Raw genomic sequence first — 19,522 nt, forward strand, 5'->3', positions numbered from 1 at the left:
TTCATTTCCCTTTTTTTATATCTTTTTTTGGTTTCGGTATTATTGTTGTTATCAGTTAAATACAACGAATTTCATGTCGTTTCCATTTTTTTTCCTTCATATATGACGATATCACTACTGTTTAAAAAAATAACACCTTTTGCCAAACCTTATAAAAATCTTATTTTTTATACTTTAATTTTGACCTTAATTGGCTCTTTTGCTGCACAGATCAATGCCTTTATTTTGAAGTATACGGTTGATTCGATTAGTGATTTGATGGTGGCAAAAGAACCTTTATCTAAGGGAATGCATTTGATAGGAGTTATTTCGGGAGTACTTTTGGTCAAAGAGATTGTCTATTCTTTTATCCAATTTGGTCAAAAGTTTTATGGTGAGAAACTACGTATATTTATTGCCCGTGATTTTTCACAGCGCATTGTCGAAAAAATCTTGACATATAAGATGGCCTTTTACACGTCAGAAGAAAATGAAAGTGGCAAATTGCAAACACGGATCGACTCGGGTATCAGCTCACTGACGCGATTAGTCCAAAATTTCTTTATCGATATCTTGCCACTGTTTGCCAATGCGATTGTAGCCCTAGTCTGTATGTTTATGGCAAACCTATATGTGGGACTAGTAGGCTTGGCAGTCATCCCCATTTATTTTTATATCAGTCAGACACAAGCTGGAAAATTAAGTGGATTTAGACGTCAAATGCGGAAGTATAGAGAATCGAAAAATAATAGGATCATCAATTTGATTGACTCCATATTGGTCATTAAATCTTTTGTTCGCGAGCCTGAAGAGGCCGATCGCCATGAAAAGATCCAGTATGAGATGACCGAAAATCAGATGCAAACAAGGAAAACGAGTTTCATTTTTGATAGCTTAAAGAACTTTATTGAACAAATAGCGGTCGTTGCCATCATTGTGTTAACCGCTTTTTTGGTCTTGGACAACCAGATTACCATCGGTGCAATCATGTTTCATATTATGCTATTTTCCAATGTCTCGGCACCAATCCGCCAATTGCATCGCATCTATGATGAGGTCAACGATGCTTTAATCTATTCAGAATCTTTTTTCGAAATACTGGAATCTGACGACCTGATCGAAGGGAGTGGAACTTTCAGACCTGATCAAATTAAAGGTCACATAGTGATTGAAGATGTATCATTTGAGTACCCCAATGGCACTCATGCACTCCGAGATATCTCCTTTGAAATAAAACCCAATCAGATCACAGCACTAGTGGGACTGAGCGGCGCCGGAAAAAGCACAGTGATCAATCTGCTCGACAAATTTTATGAACCTACAGCAGGGAGGATACTATTGGATGGCGTGGATCTTAAAAACTATGATACCAATTTTTTGCGAAAAAATATTGGTATGGTATTGCAGCGCAACCATATTTTTAAAGGATCGATTTTCGAAAATATCGAATATGGAAAAATAGGGAGTACAAGGGAAGAAATCATACAGGCGGCCAAGGACGCTTATATCCATGAACAGATTATGGAATTACCACAAGGATATGACTCCGGTGCTCATCTCTTATCTGGCGGTCAACAACAACGTATTGCCATTGCCCGACTATTTTTAAAAAATCCGCCAATTATTTTCTTGGATGAGCCAACGGCTAATTTAGATGCAATCGCTACTGAGCAAATAAAAAATAGCTTAGATGCAATCAAGAAAGACCGTACGGTTATTATTGTCTCGCATAGTATCTCCCAGATTATTGATTCCAATGAAATTGTGGTTATGGAAAAAGGCCGGGTAGTAGAAAAAGGTATCCACGAAGATCTTTACGATCAACGAGGCACTTATTACAAAATATTTTCGGCTATGGCCAATAGCCTCAATTTAGATAAAATAAGTAAGACCCTCAATCATTAATTGTTTTTACTATGCAGATACATACCTACTACCACTAAGAAAATACCCAAAGTAGCTAGGTTGTTAGGGAAAGGACTGCTTAAAATCATGATTTCACCAACTAGTGTAAAAATCACTTCCATGGCTTGGGTAGCCTCTACAGCAGCAAGTCCTTTATGATCATGTTGTACCAGTTCTGTCCCTTTAAAGAAGAGCAATGTGGCGATAACGCCCGAAAATACAGCCACGAGCAGAGTTTGGAAGAGCTGGTCTTGATCTGGAAGTCCATGTTCTTGATAGCCATATACAATCAGGATGATCCAGAAAGGCATGCTCGCAAGGGTCATGCCCAGAGTACGTTGATAAGTATCCAAACGCCCTTTTGTGACGCCCATCATTTTTCGGTTACCGAGTGGATAGGCAATCGCAGCGATTAAAACAGGGATAGCACCTCCTAATAGAGTTGGCCAAGAAGTAGATTTTGCTTCAGAAATTTGCATGATTATTATACCCAAGAAAATAATGCAAGAAAAAAATAAAGTAGCTTTTGAAAAGGGCTGTCGCTGACCTCTTTTTTCGATTAGAGGACCAATAAACATACCTGCAATGATGGTAAACTCAAATGTACCTGCAACTAACCACGAAGGCCCATAACTGGCACCAAATGTCAATAGAGCATAAAAGAGTCCAAATCCAATTGTACTCCAAAGCACCCATTGTCCTAGATTAGTTTTCATCTCTAACAGTAATTGCTTAAAATTTCCCCGTATCATAACGATGAGTAATAATAGAGGCAGCATCCATACAAAGCGTAATGCGGCTGACCACTGCCATCCGCCCCCAGAAACAGCCATGATGCGGTTAAGGACAAATGTGCTTGCAAAAAATAAGGAAGCTAATATACCGAGTGAAAGTGCTTTTGATTTATTTGTAAGGAGCATATTTTGTAAGCATGAAGATTAATCTCTTCTAAAGTAATTAATGGATATGACAATAACAAGAGATCATGTATCCCATATCTTGAAAAGATATTCTTGATTTATGCATCAATTGTTACTAAAATTTGTTTATTTTGCATCCTTAATAAAACATGAGTAAGAAAATTAATCATTATGATTATACAACCAAGAACTAGAGGTTTTATTTGTTTAACCTCGCATCCAGAAGGAACTGCGCAAAACATTAAAAACCAGATTGAATACGTAAAATCCAAAGGCGAAATTGCCAATGGCCCTAAGAAAGTATTGGTCATTGGTGCATCTACGGGATTTGGTATTGCATCTCGTATTTCGGCAGCATTTGGTTCTGGAGCAGCAACGATTGGCGTATTTTTTGAAAAACCAGCAGCAGAAGGTAAACCTGGTACAGCTGGTTGGTACAATACCGCTGCTTTTGAAAAAGAAGCACAAGAGGCTGGTCTTTATGCAAAAAGTATCAATGGCGATGCTTTTTCTGACGAAATCAAAAAACAAACGATCGAATTAATTAAACAAGACTTAGGTCAAGTTGATTTAGTGATTTACAGTTTAGCTTCTCCACGAAGAACACATCCCAAAACCGGCGTAGCACATGCTTCCGTTTTGAAACCAATTGATGTTCCTTTTACAAATAAAACAGTCGATTTTCACACTGGTGTAGTTTCAGATATTACGATCAATCCAATTGATAATCAAGAAGACATTGCAAATACGGTAGCAGTGATGGGTGGTGAAGATTGGAAATTCTGGATGGAAGATTTAAAAGAAGCTGGCGTTTTAGCAGAAGGTGCTAAGACTGTTGCTTATTCTTATATCGGCCCTGAGCTTACATTTCCCATTTATCGTAATGGTACAATAGGGCGTGCTAAAGACGATCTAGAAGGAACTGTCCCAGCGATCAATGCATTATTGAAAGATATCAACGGAGTCTCTTATGTATCTGTTAATAAAGCTTTGGTGACACAATCGAGTTCAGCGATCCCTGTTGTTCCTTTATATATTTCATTGTTATATAAAGTGATGAAAGAAAAAGGTATTCACGAAGGAACAATCGAGCAGATGCAACGTTTATTTGCCGAACGTCTTTATACGGCTGATGGTCAAGTTCAATTGGACGAAAAAGGCCGCATCCGTGTTGACGATTTAGAAATGAGAGCAGATGTACAAGCTGAGGTAGCTGCACTTTGGGAACAAGCATGTACAGAAAATTTATCTGAAATTTCAGACATACAAGGTTACCGTGACGAATTCTTTAACCTATTCGGTTTTAATTTTGATGGTATCGATTATAATGCTGACACCAATGAACTGGTGAATATTCCAAGTATCTAAAAATTATTATGATAATAATAAAGGCGACCATCGGTCGCCTTTATTATTAAAGAACTGTTTGTGATGCTATTTTAAGTAGTTCATGGAGTGTTCTCCAATTTCTTGTCGTAGCAGATACTTTTAGTTTTGATTCGATTAGGTTGTTCGTTAATTTGGTCTTCCCGTACCCATATGGGCAGTATAGATAAACCGCTCTATCAACCAAAAAGATCTCTTCATCAAGTTGTTTCTTTTCCCTTAGACTAGTCATATCATTTGATTTTGGTTTTTCAGCTAGTAAGGTTACATGAAAAAAAGCCACATCTTTATCGATCTGGGCAGTGAGCGGATTTTGGTCGATAATCTGCTCTAATTGATCTGCGTGAACAACTATACACGGAATATCATAACCGAAATCCTGTAAGATCATATTTCTGATTATATTTTCCAAAGTAGTTTCATCTGTGATATCAGAGTGAAATATCACATTTCCACTTTGGATATAGGTAGAGATTTGTTTAAAACCTAATGATTCAAAAGCATGTCGCAAAGCCTCCATTTTGATGAGATTTCGGCCACTTACATTGATCCCTCTTAAAATTGCAATGTACATACGCTAGATGTTTAAACTATTTTTATGAAAATGAACAACCTCAAATTATAATGATATCAAAGATAAGCATTAACCTCTTTCTAATTATTGTAAATTGCAGTGATGTGAATTGATCTATCAAAAAAGGCTCATAATAAAAATTTATGAGCCTTTTTTTAAATATTGTTTATTATGGATGATTAGTGTTTGAAATGGCGCACACCTGTGGTGACCATCGCTAACCCTTTTTCATTGCACATATCAATAGATAACTGATCTTTGATCGATCCTCCTGGTTGAAGCACTGCTGCGATACCCGCCTCAGCTGCAATTTCAACACAGTCAGGGAAAGGGAAGAACGCATCAGAAGCCATTGAACAACCTTTCAAGTCAAACCCAAAAGCATTTGCTTTTTCAATAGCTTGTTTCAAAGAGTCTACTCTTGATGTCTGGCCTACACCAGAAGTAATTAATGTGCCATTTTTAGCAAATACAATTGTATTTGATTTCGTATGTTTTACAATTTTGTTTGCGAAAAATAAGTCTTCTAATTGAGCTGCTGTTGGTACTACGCGAGTAACTGCAGTCATTTCCTCAGGTCCTTCAACCGTATTGTCCTTATCCTGTTGGATAACCCCGTTCAACAATGTTTTGAATTGTTGTGTAGGTAATTCCACTTCTTTGCGTACTAAAATAATGCGATTTTTCTTTGCTGTAAGAATTGCAATTGCTTCTTCAGAGTAAGCAGGAGCGATGAGCACTTCAAAAAACAAATTATTGATTTCAGTAGCAGTTTCAGCATCGACCTCACCATTTGTAATCAGTACACCACCAAATGCAGAAACTGGATCACACGCTAAAGCATCAACCCATGCTTGTTTGATTGTTGGACGTGAAGCTACTCCACATGCATTTGTATGTTTTAAAATTGCAAATGTTGGTTCTGTAAATTCATCAATAATTGCTACTGCTGCATCAACATCTACTAAATTGTTATACGATAATTCTTTCCCGTTCAATTTGGTGAACATAGCCTCTAAATCACCATAGAAAACACCTTTTTGATGAGGGTTTTCGCCGTAACGCAATACTTGAGCTTTTTGTTCAGATTGTTTGAAGACATCAAGTGTATTTTCTTTATTGAAGTAATTGAAAATAGCAGTGTCGTAGTGGGAAGAAGTATTGAAAGCCAGCTTAGCAAATTCTTTACGTTGTTCCAAAGTTGTTGTTCCTTCTTGATTGGCTAGCATTTCTTCTAATGCCGTATAGTCATTTTTTGAAGATAAAATAACGACATCATTAAAGTTTTTGGCTGCAGCACGGATCAATGAAATACCTCCGATATCAATTTTTTCGATGATATCTTCCTCTGAAGCTCCAGAAGCGACTGTTTCTTCAAATGGATATAAATCAACAATGACTAAATCAATTTCTGGAATTTCGTATTGTGCTAATTGCTGTTGATCACTTTCCAAAGGTCTTCTTGCTAATATACCACCAAATACTTTTGGGTGTAACGTTTTAACACGACCTCCTAAAATAGAAGGATAGCTCGTTAAGTCTTCTACAGGAACTACATCAATACCTAGATCTTTGATGAAAGCTTCTGTGCCACCTGTAGAATAGAAGGTAACACCGTATTTGTTTAATAATTGAATTAATGGTGCTAAGTTGTCTTTATAATATACAGACACTAAAGCATTTTTAATCTTTACAGAATGGCTCATTAGTATAATTTGTTTGCTGGCGCAAAGATAGCTAAATAATAAGTATACACAAACCCTTTAGTACAGATTGAAAACAAAAAAGACTGCATCGTGCAGTCTTTTAATCGTTATTTATATATTTTATCTTTAAGTTCCTGACAGATATCATCCGTGATCTTCCAAATTGGTGCTGGATCATCCGTATTATTGATAATGACCTGATCACAGGTATTTTTGTAAGGCAATAAATATTCATTATAAGATGGTAACACGTGATTGACCCACTTATATAGCACATCATCTTCAAAATAGCCGCGTTCGATCAGATCACGACGCAACCTGCGTTCCAAAGCGATTTCTTGATTTGCATCTAAAAATATACGATGATCAATCAACTGATTTACCTCTGTATAGTGATAGATAAACAGACCTTCAATGATTAGAATCGGTGCTGGTTTTATTTCCAACATCTTAGGCTTTATTGCCGGATTGTTGAACGTATATTCTTCTTTATAAATTGTTTTGCCTTCAAAAAGATCACTAATATCTTTGTAAAAAGCATCGCGATCGATTGAAGTTGGAAGATCAAAATTGTACAATTTATTTTCCTCCTGAGTTTTTGTATTAGCAGGAATGTAATAGTCATCTTGTGAGATGAGCGTTACTTCTTCAGGACTAAAGTGTTTTAAAAAACAGTTTAGAAAAAATGTTTTACCAGAACCGCTGCTACCTGCGATTCCTATGACATATGGTTTTTTATTCATTTAATATATAATATTCGAAAAGAATCGATGCATACTAGTCCTCTAAGGGAACTCCGTAAGTAATTTCGACTTGAAAGCGTTTATCTAATGCGCCAATATAGGCTGCTGCAGATTTTGATAAAACAACTATTGCATTGTGCGTATCTGCATTTTCATTAAATTTCCCAACAACTTTTGCATAAGTGACACTTCTGGTCATGGGGTTCGTGATTTTTAAGACGGTACCGATAGCCGCTGTTTTATGAAGAGCCAAATTGCTGGTGCCGCTTTCGTTCAGTCCATCAATCCAAACACCGATCCCACGTTCTGTTTTTTCACGAATACCATATTTATTGGCTGTAATAGTCGGTTCTTCTACAGTGGTGGTATCTGGAGTAATTAAAATGGTATCTGGCTTTTGTGGAATAATAAAAGTACCATTACTTGGGATTTTTAAAATCTGGCCGCCACTGATATTATTAGAACGCAAATTATTCGCTCTTTTGATTTCTTCAACTGTTACATCAAATTTACGGGAGATCGCATAAAGTGTTTCTTGGTCACCGACTTTATAATCGATGAGTTCTTTTTGAGTTCCTTTATTGTTATTCTTCGGATTACTTGGTGTTACATAAAACATTCTTCCGGTAGGGATTTTAACAATCTGTCCGACAGCCAATGTTTTATTTCCATTTAACTCTGTTAATTTGCCAACACTTGTTTTATACCGCTTACTCAATTGATAATAGTTGTCGCCCTTTTCAATTTTGAAAAGAACATATTCCTGACCATCGATTTTTTCGACTCCTACTGAATCAGGTACAGCAGTTGTAGAAAATGTGCCCGCTGTCACTTTGTTATGATTCATAGCTAACATTGTTAATGATAAGAATGCTAGTGTTTTATATGTGGTAGATTTTGATAGAATATTCATCATGTTTTACAATTATACTAAATACGATACAAATTCCTGTTTATTGTGTGTTAAAAGAAAAATCTGACACCCAATCTGAAAATAAATTTGCACCAATTTTAAATCTAGATCCCGAATAATTACTGCTTCATCTAGAATCTGGTTTTGATCGGAGATCAGTAATCTGACTATATATTTATCCTGCTGCTTTTCATGAAAACACCATAAAAAATGATCATGGCATTTACTGATCCAAAGATCTTCATTATGATAATGCTGCAAAAATCCAGGTTTTTCAGCATTAAATTCCAATGGAAAGACTATATCATTTTCAAAAGGTTTAATTTCTGTTGGTATGCTGGTCAACACTTCCTGATCTTTAAGTGAAAAGTAGAGCTCAAACCCAGACGTGATATGCTGGGGTCTCATTTGGATATAGCCATTCAGTATACCTAAATATTGATACTGATGAAACAAAGAGGTCGTAGTAGGATTGGTATAATCGATCATCCATAGTCCTGGCGATACCGGGCTATTTTCCGATACTTTTTTCAAAATGACCTTTTTACCTTGTATAGCGGTCAATGTCCATTCCTTTTCAGGCAAGATATAATGATCCAAATGCACCAGTCCATCAAAATCCATAACACTAATATATGGTAAGGTATTTTGGGGATCACGGCACTCTATTGCGATTAATTTACTTTTTTCATCTATTTCTATTTTCCAGATCGGAAATCTGAATGTTTGAGAAAATGCGTTAGAAATAGTATATTTAGACATAGCAAATGTATTAATCGCTCGTTTATTTTTTTAATAATCTTATTTATGGAAAGCAAAATTAGTAAATCATTTTTAATAACAGTCTTTTTAAGCTTGGTATTATTCTCCTCAAGTTTTGCTCAAAAGGTATATGTATTTGAATTAAAGGATGATATAGGGCCAAGTTCTTGGCGTACTGTTAAGCAAGTTTATGACAGTGCACAGAGTAAAAAGGTAGATTATGTATTAATGGAATTGAATACCTATGGTGGTGCCTTAAATTTTGCAGATTCGATAAGGAGTAAATTACTCGATTCTAAAATCAAAACGATTGTTTATATTAATAATAATGCGGCATCAGCAGGAGCTTTGATTTCCCTAGCCAGTGATTATATTTATATTCATCCGGGCGGCAGTATTGGAGCAGCAAGTGTGGTGAATGCCAAAGGGGAGGTACTTCCTGAGAAATACCAATCCTATATGCGGGGTTTGATGCGCGCAACTGCTGAAGTTAAAAAGCGTGATCCACAATTAGCTGAATCATTTGTTGATCCCAATGTCTCTTTACCTCATATCAAAAAAGATGGTCAGTTACTTACATTGACCAGTAGTGAAGCTGTGAAATTTGGATTAGCAAAAGCAGAAGTTGCCAGCCGGGAGATGATCTATAAGGATCTGAATTTAAATCAAGTGCAAGAGACAGTATATCGCAAAGGAACAATCGACCATATCATCAGTTTTTTAATTAATCCAGCTGTGAGTGGAGTTTTGATTTTGTTGATCATAGGGGGTATCTATGCTGAAATGCAGGCGCCAGGATTAGGATTTGCCATTGCAGTCGCCATTGTAGCCGCGCTGTTGTTTTTTGCTCCGCTTTACATACAAGGTTTGGCCGCCAATTGGGAAATAGCAATTTTTGTCGTTGGTCTTGTGCTTCTCTTTTTAGAAGTTTTTATAATACCTGGTTTTGGAATTGCCGGGATTTTAGGAATAATTTTCGTTATTTGCGGTCTGACGTTTAGTCTCGTTGCCAATGATTTTTTAGATTTTAAACTCGCTTATCCAGGTATGTTATTCAATTCATTTTTATTAGTTATAGGAGCCATGATACTATCTGTCGTATTGATGGTTATATTTGGAAAGAGTTTGTTAAAAGCTCCTATTTTTAGACGTCTTGTGCTGAAAGAAGAACAAAAATCAGAAGAAGGGTACACTTCTTCCATATTAAAATCCAACCTCTTAAATAAGGTGGGGATAGCAAAAACAGTATTACGTCCTTCAGGTAAGATCGAGATTGAGGGGGTGTGGTATGATGCTGTCGCATTAGATGGTTTTATTGAAGAAGGAGAAGAAATCTATGTGGATAAACATGAAAACTATAACTTATTCGTAAGAAGAAAAGTAGAGCAAGTTTAAGTCTTTCCATTATAATAAAAAATGCCCCAAAAAGTGTCTAGCTTTTTGGGGCATTTCTATTCCATTAAAAATAGAAGCTTTTTTTGTATAAAAGTAACTCCTTAGAACTTTGAACCTATTGTTAACATGACGTTCGTTCTACTGTTTTTAATATCAGCACGTGGGCTGACAGTATTCCAGTCACCTTCATAAGTAATTTTATAAGGACTCTCTTTATAATTATTGGCATTATAAACGCCTGTTAAGTCAAGATAAACACCTCCGCCTAATTTGGCTCCTACACCTGCTGAGATACCATAAGTCTTATAGTCCGCATTTTTATAAGGATTACCATTAAAGTTGAAACCCGCTCTACCGCTGAATGTTTGATCAAATAATACCTCACCACCTAAGCGTACATTGAATGCTGCTTGATAAGTTTCTTTAATGCTATTATTCATTTCTTTTTCTATAGCTGAGTTATTTCTGGAGTCTCTCCAACGCATACTAGCATAGTCCACAAATTCTACCTCAGCAGTTAATAGACCTGCACCTAAATATTGTGTTACACCTGCAGAAAGCTTATAAGGGGTTTGTAAATTATAATCATAAGAACTTGATCCAATTTTTTCGCTTGATCTAAAGCTTGCAAATGAGGTGTTTACATTCGGTTTGAAATAATTAATATCGGTGTACGCTGTAGATTCATCAGCGATCGATAAGAACGTAGGTGTCTTAGCCGTAAATCCTAAACTAAGTGAAGGCGTGGGCTTATAGATCATCCCTAGTTTGAAATCAAAACCGGATCCTTGTGTTACCTGGCCATAACGATCAAATAATTCATAATCTACATCTACATAGTTAAACTCTTCCTTATCTGGTTTTAAATAGTCAGAATTTGGATTTAAAGCAGCGATACCTGCTGCGGTTTTTGTCATACCGTATTCTGTAAATACAGCAGATTTTTCATAACGAAAATCAGTTAAACTGAATGTAGCACCGATGTAAAACTTATTACTGTAGTTTGAACCAAAAGATAGGGCTGTTTCTGATTTTCCTCCTTTACTCCATACGGAATTAAATTGCTCACTATTTTTATCTTCTGCCAAAGGAAAATAGAACTTTTTATCCTTATCTTCCTCAAACATGAAAGATTTATAAAAATCATCCGCCCAGTCTTTCTGAGTTGGATCGATCATTCGATCAGCATAGGCGTGCGTGATAGAATTATCAGTGTTTATTCCGCTGTAATCTAATTTGTTGTCAAAAAGATTCGTACGGTTGTAGGCGATACCAACATTAAAGTTTAACCAACCCTTTGTTAGATCTCCACCATAACGGACAGTCGGTAGATGAAATACAACACCACCATTATCTATATTGAAGTTATCTGTTTTACTATCACTTTTACGACCAAAGTAGTTTACCTTGTTTTTATTATATTGGTAACGTAGTGTTGCCGAAGCATCAGATTGATTATAGAAACCCAATCCAGCGGGGTTGCCTGTAATTGAACTGATATCACCACCTAATGCTGTTGATGCACCACCCATAGCCTTGAAACGAGCTGTTCCTCCATTATCTCCTTGAGAAAATAAAAGAGCGTCTTCCGTATACTGGGCTTTTGCAGTGCCAACCATACCTATAGCTAGTACACTTCCAAAAAGTATTTTTTTAATAGTCATATAGTTTAATTGTTATAGTAGTAATGAAAGAGTGATTGAATTGGGCTCAATCACTCTTTTTATTGATCTTATTTATCTTGTACGTCCTCCGCCACTGCTACGTGTTGCGCCGCCACCGCCGCCTCCTCCAGATGAACGTGTTGCACCACCTCCGCTATTAAAACCACCACTAGATTGCGTTCTCATGGTTGGTTGTGATGAACGTACAGGTTCGCTACTACGTGTTCTTGATTCTTGGTAGTTATCTCTGCTTGTACTTCTTGTCGGTGTGTTATATTGTGCTCTATTTGTACTTGTTGAGCGCGTTCTGCTTACACCGCCATTTGTATTGTTATCATAATTATCTGAGCGAGTTGATCTTGTTCTGCCCACACCGTTACTATTGTAGTCACCACGGTTAGTGTTGCTTGATCCGATACGTGTTCTACCTGTTCTTGTGTCGTTTGGATTATTGCTTGAAGCAGATGAACGCGTTCTACCTACCGTACTGATTCTACCATTTGCATCTCTCGATACAACAGTATTTGAGCGTGTACGTCCTGATGTTCTGCCTGCATCACTATACCGTCCGTTAGATCCAGAACGCGTATTATAGTTGTCGCGATAAACGCTACGAGACGCTAACTGACGAGATCTGTGGTTCCCCCAATAAGGAGCACCATATCCACCACCCCAATAATTACCATATCCTCCACCCCAATAATTGCCGTATCCGCCGCCCCAATAGCCGCCGTATCCCCATCCTGGATACCAAGGATTATACCCCCATCCATGACCGAAGCCAAAACCTAGTCCCAATGACCAACCTCCGCCACCGTAACCAAATCCAAAAGATGGACCATACCAACCTCCGTAACCCATACCCATACCATACCATGGATCAAAGAAAGGGTCAAAGTACGTCATTCCTGGAGAAGAATAATAGAAGCGATTGATTCGATTTGCATATTCCAAATCTTCATATCTTCCTTCTTCATATCTTCCTTCTTCATATTCCTGATCAGAATAATCATCACTATAATATCCATTATCTTGGCCTTGATTCACTTCGCTTTCATCCGTGTAGTAATAGTCAGGACTTTGGTAAGCTTGTCTTGCCTGGGCATTATTATTATAGACATCATCACTATGGGTGATTTGTCTGCTAGTAGTACAAGAACCTAATGTTAGGGCTCCTGAAATCACAATAGCGCCGAGTAAAAAACTATTTTTTTTCATAATATACTAAGTCGTTATGTTCGACAATACAGTCTAATTTACTATCTTAGACCCAGATTTCTGATAAGGGTTTAATCGTTTTTCAAAAATAAATAAATATTTCTTTTTAAAACTGACATTCGCTTATTAGACGGAATTCTTAATCACAATGTTACAATAATTTTTGAAATAAATAATATGGGTAAAGGTATAACAAGTCGTGAAGAAGACTATTCACAATGGTATAATGACCTTGTGATCAAGGCTGACTTGGCAGAATACGCTGCAGTAAGAGGTTGTATGGTAATTAAGCCATATGGATACGCTATTTGGGAGCGTATGCAAGCCGTTTTGGATAAAAAATTTAAAGATACTGGACACAGTAATGCTTATTTTCCTTTGTTCATCCCTAAGTCATTTTTTTCGAAAGAGGCTTCACACGTGGAAGGTTTTGCAACTGAATGCGCTGTCGTAACACATTACCGTTTAAAAAATGATGGTCATGGAAATATTATTGTAGATGAAGATGCTAAATTAGAAGAAGAACTAATTGTTAGACCAACTTCAGAAACGATTATTTGGAACACTTACCGCGGTTGGATCGAATCTTATCGTGATCTTCCGATCTTAGTCAACCAATGGGCCAATGTGGTACGTTGGGAAATGCGTACAAGACTATTCTTACGGACGACAGAATTTCTATGGCAAGAAGGTCATACAGCCCATGCTACACAAGAAGAAGCAATTGAAGAAACAGAAAAAATGCTTCACGTATATGGTGACTTCGTTGAGAACTATTTAGGTGTACCTGTTATTCGCGGCCGTAAAACAGAAAATGAACGTTTTGCAGGAGCAATTGATACGTACTGTATCGAAGCATTGATGCAAGATGGTAAAGCTTTGCAAGCTGGTACTTCACATTTTCTTGGTCAAAACTTTGCAAAAGCCTTTGATGTTAAATTTACTTCTAGAGAAGGTAAACTAGAGCATGTGTGGGCAACATCTTGGGGTGTTTCTACCCGTCTAATGGGAGCTTTGGTTATGGCGCACTCGGATGATCAAGGTTTGGTATTACCACCCATGTTAGCACCGATTCAAGTCGTAGTCGTTCCAATTTTTAAAACTGCAGAAGAAAAACAAGCCATCGATACGTTTATCGATGCCCTGTCTACAGAATTAAAAAGTAAAAATATTTCTGTGAAATATGATGACCGCGATACGCAAAGACCAGGATTCAAATTTGCAGAGTGGGAGCTGAAAGGTGTGCCACTGCGTGTGGCGATCGGAGCCCGTGATATGCAAAATGGAACTGTTGAATTAGCAAGACGTGATACACAAACAAAAGAAACTGTTGAACAAGATGGTTTAGGTGACAGAATTGAGCGCTTATTGAATGAAATTCAAGAAAACATTTTTAAGAAAGCACTAGATTATAGAGATTCTCATATTACAGAAGTAAATTCGTATGATGAATTTAAAGAAGTATTAGAAACCAAAGCTGGTTTTATTTCCTGTCATTGGGACGGAACAGTAGAAACGGAGAAACTTGTTAAAGAAGAAACGAAAGCTACCATCCGCTGTATTCCTTTGGATGCCAAAGAAGAAGCTGGTATCTGTATTTTCACAGGTAAGCCATCAACAAAAAGAGTTTTATTTGCGAAAGCATATTAATCTATAAATCACTTTCTCATGCGTTATCTTATATTAGGATGTGGATGGGTAGGGGAGTTTGTTGCTAAGTTGTGGTTGAACGAAGGACATGAGGTCTGGGCATCAACGACTACAGATGAAAAATACCATCGGTTACGCTCCGATGGTATTTTTGTATTTACACACAATTTTGACAAATCTGCTACACTTCCAGATGATCTGCCAATTGACTTTGATTATATTTTAGTGAGTATTCCGGCATCAAGTAAATCAACAATCGAACAATTAACTCATCGGTTTTTCCATGTAGCTCAATCGTTATCGACGCTAACGTATAAAAAAATTATATTCTTAAGTTCTACCGGAATATATCCCGATGTGTCCAAAGAAATTATGGAAGATACTTTTGCAGAAAATGAGCTGCAGGAAAAATTATTGCTAGCAGAAAAAGCCATTGGTCAATTTCCAAGAACACATGTTTTCCGTTTAGGAGGCTTGTTTGGTCTAAATCGCATATTTGCTAAGTATTTTGCAAATAAGATCTGTACAACAGGAGGGCAACTCGCTAACTTTATCCATTTAGAAGATGTTGCTAGGATTATCAGTTTGGGGTTTGTGACCCCCTTAACCTATGCGATATATAATGTGGTATGCCCGCTTCATCCCTCAAAAAAAGATGTCATTGAAGCATCGGCAAAAAAATATGGCTTTGATTTGCCCAGTGCTTTCCATGATACCGCATCATTCCAAAAAATTGTACGATCAGCGCGTTTGCAAAATGACTTGAATTATACTTTTAAATACAAATCTCCGTTAGATTTTTAATAAATTTACTTTTCAGAATTAACATAAATAGTAAAAAATATGGCATATAAATTTGCAACGAAAGCAATTCATGCTGGTCAACAATCGGATCCAACAACGGGTGCGGTGATGACTCCAATATATCAAACCTCTACCTATCAACAAGCATCTCCTGGCGAACACAAGGGATATGAATATTCGAGAGGAACAAACCCAACACGTAAAGCATTGGAAGATTGTTTAGCTGCTTTAGAAAATGGTCAGTACGGCTTAGCTTTTTCAAGCGGTATGGCAGCTACAGATTGCGTGTTGCGATTATTGAAACCGGGAGACGAAGTCGTGACAGGTGACGATTTATATGGCGGTTCTTACCGAATCTTTACCAAAGTATACGAAGCTTATGGTATAACTTTCAAATTTGTCAATACCTCAGACGTCGATGCAGTACGATCAGCAATCTCGGATAAGACTAAATTAATCTGGGTAGAAACACCAACCAATCCAACATTGAAGATTGCAGATGTCGAAGCAATAGGTCAAGTTGCTAAAGAGAAGAAGGTGCTTTATGTTGTCGATAATACCTTTGCCTCTTCATATTTACAAAACCCTTTGGATATGGGGGCTGATATCGTTATGCATTCGGCAACAAAGTATATCAATGGTCACTCAGATGTGGTTATGGGAGCATTAGTCATGAATGATGAAGAGCTATATAAACAATTGTTCTTTTATTATAACGCTGTAGGTGGAACTCCTGGTCCTCAGGATTCTTTTTTAGCACTTCGTGGTATCAAGACTTTACATCTGCGTATGCAAGCACATTGTGCCAATGGACGTCAAGTTGCGGAGTACTTAAAAAGCCATCCTAAAATTGAGAAAATTTACTGGCCAGGTTTCGAAGATCATCCTGGACATGATATTGCTAAAAAACAAATGCGTGATTTTGGTGGTATGATATCTATTGTGTTAAAAGGTGCCGATCTAAAAGAAACTTTCCGTATCGCTTCACAATTTAAAGTATTTACCCTCGCTGAATCTTTAGGAGGCGTAGAGTCTTTGATCAATCATCCAGCAACGATGACACATGGATCAATTCCAAAAGAAACACGAGAAAAAGTTGGTGTCGTGGACAATCTGATCCGTATCTCTGTAGGAATAGAAGATGCTGATGACTTGATCGCAGATCTTGAGCAAGCTTTAGTATAATTATAGATTAAAAAGGTTATGACCATCAGTTTCTTCTGATATTCTTTATTAGAGGAAACTGATGGTTTTTATTTTAGTGTAATGGCAGATTTTAATATTAAGGATTTTCTAGATAAAAAAGTTGAAGAATATAATCAACCCCATTTTATAACTCATGATCCCATCTCTATTCCCCATCGTTTTCAAAAGCAAGAAGATATTGAAATTATGGGATTTATAGCAGCTGTATTAGCATGGGGGCAGCGTAAAACGATTATTAATAAATGCACAGAGCTGATTGAGCGCATGGATGGAAGTCCACATGATTTTATCATGAATCATCAAGAAATAGATCTTAAGCAAGTGCTCGGATTTAAGCATCGCACCTTTAATGATACCGATCTTTTGTATTTTATTCAGTTTTTTCGCTATCATTATAACCATTTTCCATCTTTAGAAGATGCATTTTTAGTTGGTCAGGAACATGCCGATGAGATTATTCTGGAGAAGTCATTAGATGAGTTTAAAAATTATTTTTTCTCGCATCCCGATTATCCATTAAGAACAAGAAAGCATATCAGTTCGCCCATTCAAAAATCAACTGTAAAAAGGATCAATATGTTTCTGCGTTGGATGGTACGTGACGATGATAAAGGTGTAGATTTTGGAATTTGGAAGCGACTGAATCAAAAAGATCTCATTTGTCCCTGTGATCTTCATGTAGAACGTGTAGCCCGAAAATTCGGATTGATTACCTTAGATAAAGTAAATTGGAAAACAGCATTGGAGTTGACTGCCAATTTAAGAAAATTGGATCCCCTTGATCCTGTTAAATATGATTTTGCTTTGTTTGGTTTAGGGGTAGAGCGAGAATTATAAAATAAAGATCAGCACACGAATGGAGATCTGACCTTTATTTTATAGCTATATGATAAACTACTTATGTGGTATAGTAGTCTTTAATCAAGGTTATAAATTGTTGTAAAACGGGATGCTGGCTTTTGTGATCATAGGCTAGTATGACTTCCGTTTGAATCTCCTGCTCCTTTAGACTATGGAAGTTTAAGGTCAGCTCGGTGTCCTGTTTAGATACCGATGTTGGAACAAATGCGATGCCCAAGCCATTTGCTACTAATTCCAATATGGAATGCATGGTATTACATTCGTGGACAATCTGTGGGTGAAAACCAATTCTATTGGCACAAGCTATAATTTGATTGTGATAGTCATCCGCATAGCTGGCATTATAGGAGATAAAGTCTTCTTGCATCAATGTAATCGCACTGATTTCTTTTGTCCAATCTTTTGGAGTTGCTAGACAGAACGAATCTTTGAATAAAGAATGAACCTGAAGATCGGTCGTGAATATTGGCGCACGTAAGATCCCTAAGTCCAACTTGCCGTTTTCTAATGCTATTTTTTGCTTTTGAGAAGAAATCTCATAAAGATATACATGCAAATATGGAAACTCTGCTTTTATCTGTTTGAGGATGTGTGCCAACATCTTTTTCGGGGTAGAGCTGATGTATCCCAATCTAAAATCGCCCGATATCGCTTGATGTAGCTGCTTGGCCATCAATTTAGCTTTCTCCAGCTGCTGCATCAATTGATCACATTCCTTTAAAAAATAGCGACCAGCATTAGTCAGCTCTACACGCTTGTTATTTCGATAAAATAAAATCACGCCCAACTCTTTCTCCAAATCTTTAATTTGGCGGGTAAGCGGAGGTTGAGAGATGTGCAATTGTTCTGCTGCTCGTCCAAAATGTAACGTGGTCGCTACTGCTTTAAAATAATGTAAATGTCTTAATTCCATCGATACTTGAAAGGTATTAATAATTGCCTAAAATAGTATTTTTAAAGTATTAATCAATGCTTTAGATTTGAAAAAGTTAAAAAACAATCAAATGACAAAAAAATCAACATTAAAAGACATTGAAGAACGTTTTGATCAGGATGTAAGTCGTTTTTCAAATCTTGACACCGGTCAGCAGACGACTTTAGATGCGCTTTTTAATATGGAGCTGATCACGGATGGTATCGCTACTGTATATCCCGATTTAAAGCAGGTGCTGGATATTGGTTGTGGTGCCGGAAATTATCCAGTCAAATTAGCACATCAACTTTCAAATTTTGATTGTACGTTGGTTGATTTAAGTCAACCGATGCTCGATAAGGCCTATGAACGCCTACAAGGATTGACATCAGGAAAAGTTGAAATAATAAAAGGTGATTTTAGAACAGTGGCGCTAAAAGAAAATAGTTATGACGTGATTATAGCTACGGCAGTATTGCATCATCTGCGTGATGATCAAGATTGGGAACAAGCGTTTGAAAAATTATATAGGTTGTTAAAAAAGGGCGGGAGTCTGTGGATTTTTGATTTGGTGATACAGGATCATGAAGCTATTCAGCATTTAATCTATCATCAGCATTACGGAGCCTATCTGACGAGTTTGAAAGACGCATCCTACCGCGATCATGTGTTCAATTATATTGAATACGAAGACACACCACGTAGTCTGACCTATCAGCTAAATTTATTGAAAACAGTGGGGTTTAATTTCGTAGACGTGCTTCACAAAAAATTAAATTTCGCCTCTTTTGTGGCTTTTAAATAACTGTCGATTTTCCGGCCATAGTTTCTGCTTCAACTTCGGATTTGATTAATAACAAGTTTGATAATAATGGGGATATAATAGGGGGTTTATAGAGGGTTAGTAGGGGGTTAATAGGGGT

At 37.0% G+C, this 19,522-nt stretch carries 17 protein-coding genes; 8 read left to right on the forward strand and 9 right to left on the reverse strand.

Annotation, left to right across the window (positions count from 1 at the left end):
- The first annotated feature begins 102 nt into the window (after positions 1 to 102).
- Positions 103 to 1,884, forward strand: coding sequence for an ABC transporter ATP-binding protein (locus B3P23_RS15585; protein ID WP_045753125.1), 1,782 nt, complete (start codon positions 103 to 105; stop codon positions 1,882 to 1,884).
- Here B3P23_RS15585 and B3P23_RS15590 read toward each other — a convergent pair.
- Complete coding sequence (locus tag B3P23_RS15590) at positions 1,881 to 2,804, reverse strand: multidrug resistance efflux transporter family protein (RefSeq protein ID WP_293927822.1); 924 nt, start codon at positions 2,802 to 2,804, stop codon at positions 1,881 to 1,883. The two genes, B3P23_RS15585 and B3P23_RS15590, sit on opposite strands and share 4 nt — an antisense overlap.
- Before the next feature lie 171 nt (positions 2,805 to 2,975).
- Here B3P23_RS15590 and fabV point away from each other — a divergent pair, with 171 nt between their 5' ends.
- Positions 2,976 to 4,172, forward strand: coding sequence for an enoyl-ACP reductase FabV (fabV, locus tag B3P23_RS15595; RefSeq protein ID WP_293927825.1), 1,197 nt, complete (start codon positions 2,976 to 2,978; stop codon positions 4,170 to 4,172).
- A gap of 46 nt (positions 4,173 to 4,218) precedes the next feature.
- Here fabV and B3P23_RS15600 read toward each other — a convergent pair whose 3' ends face one another.
- The 5 genes from B3P23_RS15600 to B3P23_RS15620 all read right to left on the reverse strand — a co-directional run bounded on the left by B3P23_RS15600 (position 4,219) and on the right by B3P23_RS15620 (position 8,888).
- Positions 4,219 to 4,764 carry a DUF1697 domain-containing protein gene (locus tag B3P23_RS15600; RefSeq protein WP_094773606.1) on the reverse strand — a complete coding sequence of 182 codons (546 nt, stop codon included), beginning with the start codon at positions 4,762 to 4,764 and terminating at the stop codon, positions 4,219 to 4,221.
- 179 nt (positions 4,765 to 4,943) lie between these two features.
- The gene (gene purH / locus B3P23_RS15605) at positions 4,944 to 6,470 is read right to left on the reverse strand and encodes a bifunctional phosphoribosylaminoimidazolecarboxamide formyltransferase/IMP cyclohydrolase (RefSeq protein WP_293927833.1); all 1,527 of its coding nucleotides are present in this window, start codon (positions 6,468 to 6,470) and stop codon (positions 4,944 to 4,946) included.
- Between the two features lie 107 nt (positions 6,471 to 6,577).
- Positions 6,578 to 7,213: a uridine kinase family protein gene (locus B3P23_RS15610; protein ID WP_248754245.1), complete on the reverse strand. Its 636-nt coding sequence runs from the start codon at positions 7,211 to 7,213 to the stop codon at positions 6,578 to 6,580.
- Positions 7,214 to 7,247: 34 nt separating this feature from the next.
- Positions 7,248 to 8,060: a LysM peptidoglycan-binding domain-containing protein gene (locus B3P23_RS15615; protein WP_260950034.1), complete on the reverse strand. Its 813-nt coding sequence runs from the start codon at positions 8,058 to 8,060 to the stop codon at positions 7,248 to 7,250.
- A 78-nt stretch (positions 8,061 to 8,138) separates the two neighbouring features.
- A complete protein-coding gene (locus B3P23_RS15620; RefSeq protein ID WP_293927840.1) occupies positions 8,139 to 8,888 on the reverse strand; it encodes a hypothetical protein in 750 nt (249 codons plus the stop codon).
- Between the two features lie 45 nt (positions 8,889 to 8,933).
- On the opposite strand from B3P23_RS15620, the gene B3P23_RS15625 reads away from it, so the two are divergent.
- Complete coding sequence (locus B3P23_RS15625; RefSeq protein WP_293927843.1) at positions 8,934 to 10,283, forward strand: NfeD family protein; 1,350 nt, start codon at positions 8,934 to 8,936, stop codon at positions 10,281 to 10,283.
- A 101-nt stretch (positions 10,284 to 10,384) separates the two neighbouring features.
- Here B3P23_RS15625 and B3P23_RS15630 read toward each other — a convergent pair whose 3' ends face one another.
- Together B3P23_RS15630 and B3P23_RS15635 are read right to left on the reverse strand one after the other, a co-directional pair.
- Complete coding sequence (locus B3P23_RS15630; RefSeq protein ID WP_293927845.1) at positions 10,385 to 11,947, reverse strand: hypothetical protein; 1,563 nt, start codon at positions 11,945 to 11,947, stop codon at positions 10,385 to 10,387.
- 72 nt (positions 11,948 to 12,019) lie between these two features.
- Positions 12,020 to 13,165, reverse strand: a complete 1,146-nt coding sequence (locus B3P23_RS15635; protein WP_293927847.1) for a hypothetical protein — start codon at positions 13,163 to 13,165, stop codon at positions 12,020 to 12,022.
- A gap of 177 nt (positions 13,166 to 13,342) precedes the next feature.
- On the opposite strand from B3P23_RS15635, the gene proS reads away from it, so the two are divergent.
- The 4 genes from proS to B3P23_RS15655 all read left to right on the forward strand — a co-directional run bounded on the left by proS (position 13,343) and on the right by B3P23_RS15655 (position 17,662).
- On the forward strand, positions 13,343 to 14,815 hold the full coding sequence (proS, locus tag B3P23_RS15640; RefSeq protein ID WP_045753114.1) for a proline--tRNA ligase: 1,473 nt from the start codon (positions 13,343 to 13,345) through the stop codon (positions 14,813 to 14,815).
- 18 nt (positions 14,816 to 14,833) lie between these two features.
- On the forward strand, positions 14,834 to 15,619 hold the full coding sequence (locus B3P23_RS15645) for an NAD-dependent epimerase/dehydratase family protein (RefSeq protein ID WP_293927850.1): 786 nt from the start codon (positions 14,834 to 14,836) through the stop codon (positions 15,617 to 15,619).
- Between the two features lie 39 nt (positions 15,620 to 15,658).
- A complete protein-coding gene (locus tag B3P23_RS15650; protein ID WP_293927853.1) occupies positions 15,659 to 16,804 on the forward strand; it encodes a cystathionine gamma-synthase in 1,146 nt (381 codons plus the stop codon).
- Positions 16,805 to 16,885: 81 nt separating this feature from the next.
- Entirely contained in the window at positions 16,886 to 17,662 is a 777-nt protein-coding gene (locus B3P23_RS15655; protein ID WP_293927856.1) for a TIGR02757 family protein, read from the forward strand.
- A gap of 61 nt (positions 17,663 to 17,723) precedes the next feature.
- On the opposite strand, the gene B3P23_RS15660 is transcribed toward B3P23_RS15655, so the two are convergent.
- The gene (locus tag B3P23_RS15660; RefSeq protein WP_045753110.1) at positions 17,724 to 18,599 is read right to left on the reverse strand and encodes a LysR family transcriptional regulator; all 876 of its coding nucleotides are present in this window, start codon (positions 18,597 to 18,599) and stop codon (positions 17,724 to 17,726) included.
- A gap of 91 nt (positions 18,600 to 18,690) precedes the next feature.
- Between B3P23_RS15660 and B3P23_RS15665 the strand changes: the two genes are divergently transcribed.
- Positions 18,691 to 19,404 (forward strand): class I SAM-dependent methyltransferase, encoded by a 714-nt coding sequence (locus tag B3P23_RS15665; protein ID WP_293927859.1) that lies wholly within the window; start codon positions 18,691 to 18,693, stop codon positions 19,402 to 19,404.
- The last annotated feature ends 118 nt before the right edge of the window (positions 19,405 to 19,522 follow it).

It is taken from the genome of Sphingobacterium sp. UBA6320, from assembly GCF_002440335.1.
Lineage (GTDB): Bacteria > Bacteroidota > Bacteroidia > Sphingobacteriales > Sphingobacteriaceae > Sphingobacterium.

Bases quoted from the DNA above. Each gene is read 5' to 3' on its own strand.
- B3P23_RS15585 (WP_045753125.1), top strand. From the start codon at position 103: ATGACGATATCACTACTGTTTAAAAAAATAACACCTTTTGCCAAACCT.
- B3P23_RS15590 (WP_293927822.1), bottom strand. From the start codon at position 2,804: ATGCTCCTTACAAATAAATCAAAAGCACTTTCACTCGGTATATTAGCT.
- fabV (WP_293927825.1), top strand. From the start codon at position 2,976: ATGATTATACAACCAAGAACTAGAGGTTTTATTTGTTTAACCTCGCAT.
- B3P23_RS15600 (WP_094773606.1), bottom strand. From the start codon at position 4,764: ATGTACATTGCAATTTTAAGAGGGATCAATGTAAGTGGCCGAAATCTC.
- purH (WP_293927833.1), bottom strand. From the start codon at position 6,470: ATGAGCCATTCTGTAAAGATTAAAAATGCTTTAGTGTCTGTATATTAT.
- B3P23_RS15610 (WP_248754245.1), bottom strand. From the start codon at position 7,213: ATGAATAAAAAACCATATGTCATAGGAATCGCAGGTAGCAGCGGTTCT.
- B3P23_RS15615 (WP_260950034.1), bottom strand. From the start codon at position 8,060: ATGAATCATAACAAAGTGACAGCGGGCACATTTTCTACAACTGCTGTA.
- B3P23_RS15620 (WP_293927840.1), bottom strand. From the start codon at position 8,888: ATGTCTAAATATACTATTTCTAACGCATTTTCTCAAACATTCAGATTT.
- B3P23_RS15625 (WP_293927843.1), top strand. From the start codon at position 8,934: ATGGAAAGCAAAATTAGTAAATCATTTTTAATAACAGTCTTTTTAAGC.
- B3P23_RS15630 (WP_293927845.1), bottom strand. From the start codon at position 11,947: ATGACTATTAAAAAAATACTTTTTGGAAGTGTACTAGCTATAGGTATG.
- B3P23_RS15635 (WP_293927847.1), bottom strand. From the start codon at position 13,165: ATGAAAAAAAATAGTTTTTTACTCGGCGCTATTGTGATTTCAGGAGCC.
- proS (WP_045753114.1), top strand. From the start codon at position 13,343: ATGGGTAAAGGTATAACAAGTCGTGAAGAAGACTATTCACAATGGTAT.
- B3P23_RS15645 (WP_293927850.1), top strand. From the start codon at position 14,834: ATGCGTTATCTTATATTAGGATGTGGATGGGTAGGGGAGTTTGTTGCT.
- B3P23_RS15650 (WP_293927853.1), top strand. From the start codon at position 15,659: ATGGCATATAAATTTGCAACGAAAGCAATTCATGCTGGTCAACAATCG.
- B3P23_RS15655 (WP_293927856.1), top strand. From the start codon at position 16,886: ATGGCAGATTTTAATATTAAGGATTTTCTAGATAAAAAAGTTGAAGAA.
- B3P23_RS15660 (WP_045753110.1), bottom strand. From the start codon at position 18,599: ATGGAATTAAGACATTTACATTATTTTAAAGCAGTAGCGACCACGTTA.
- B3P23_RS15665 (WP_293927859.1), top strand. From the start codon at position 18,691: ATGACAAAAAAATCAACATTAAAAGACATTGAAGAACGTTTTGATCAG.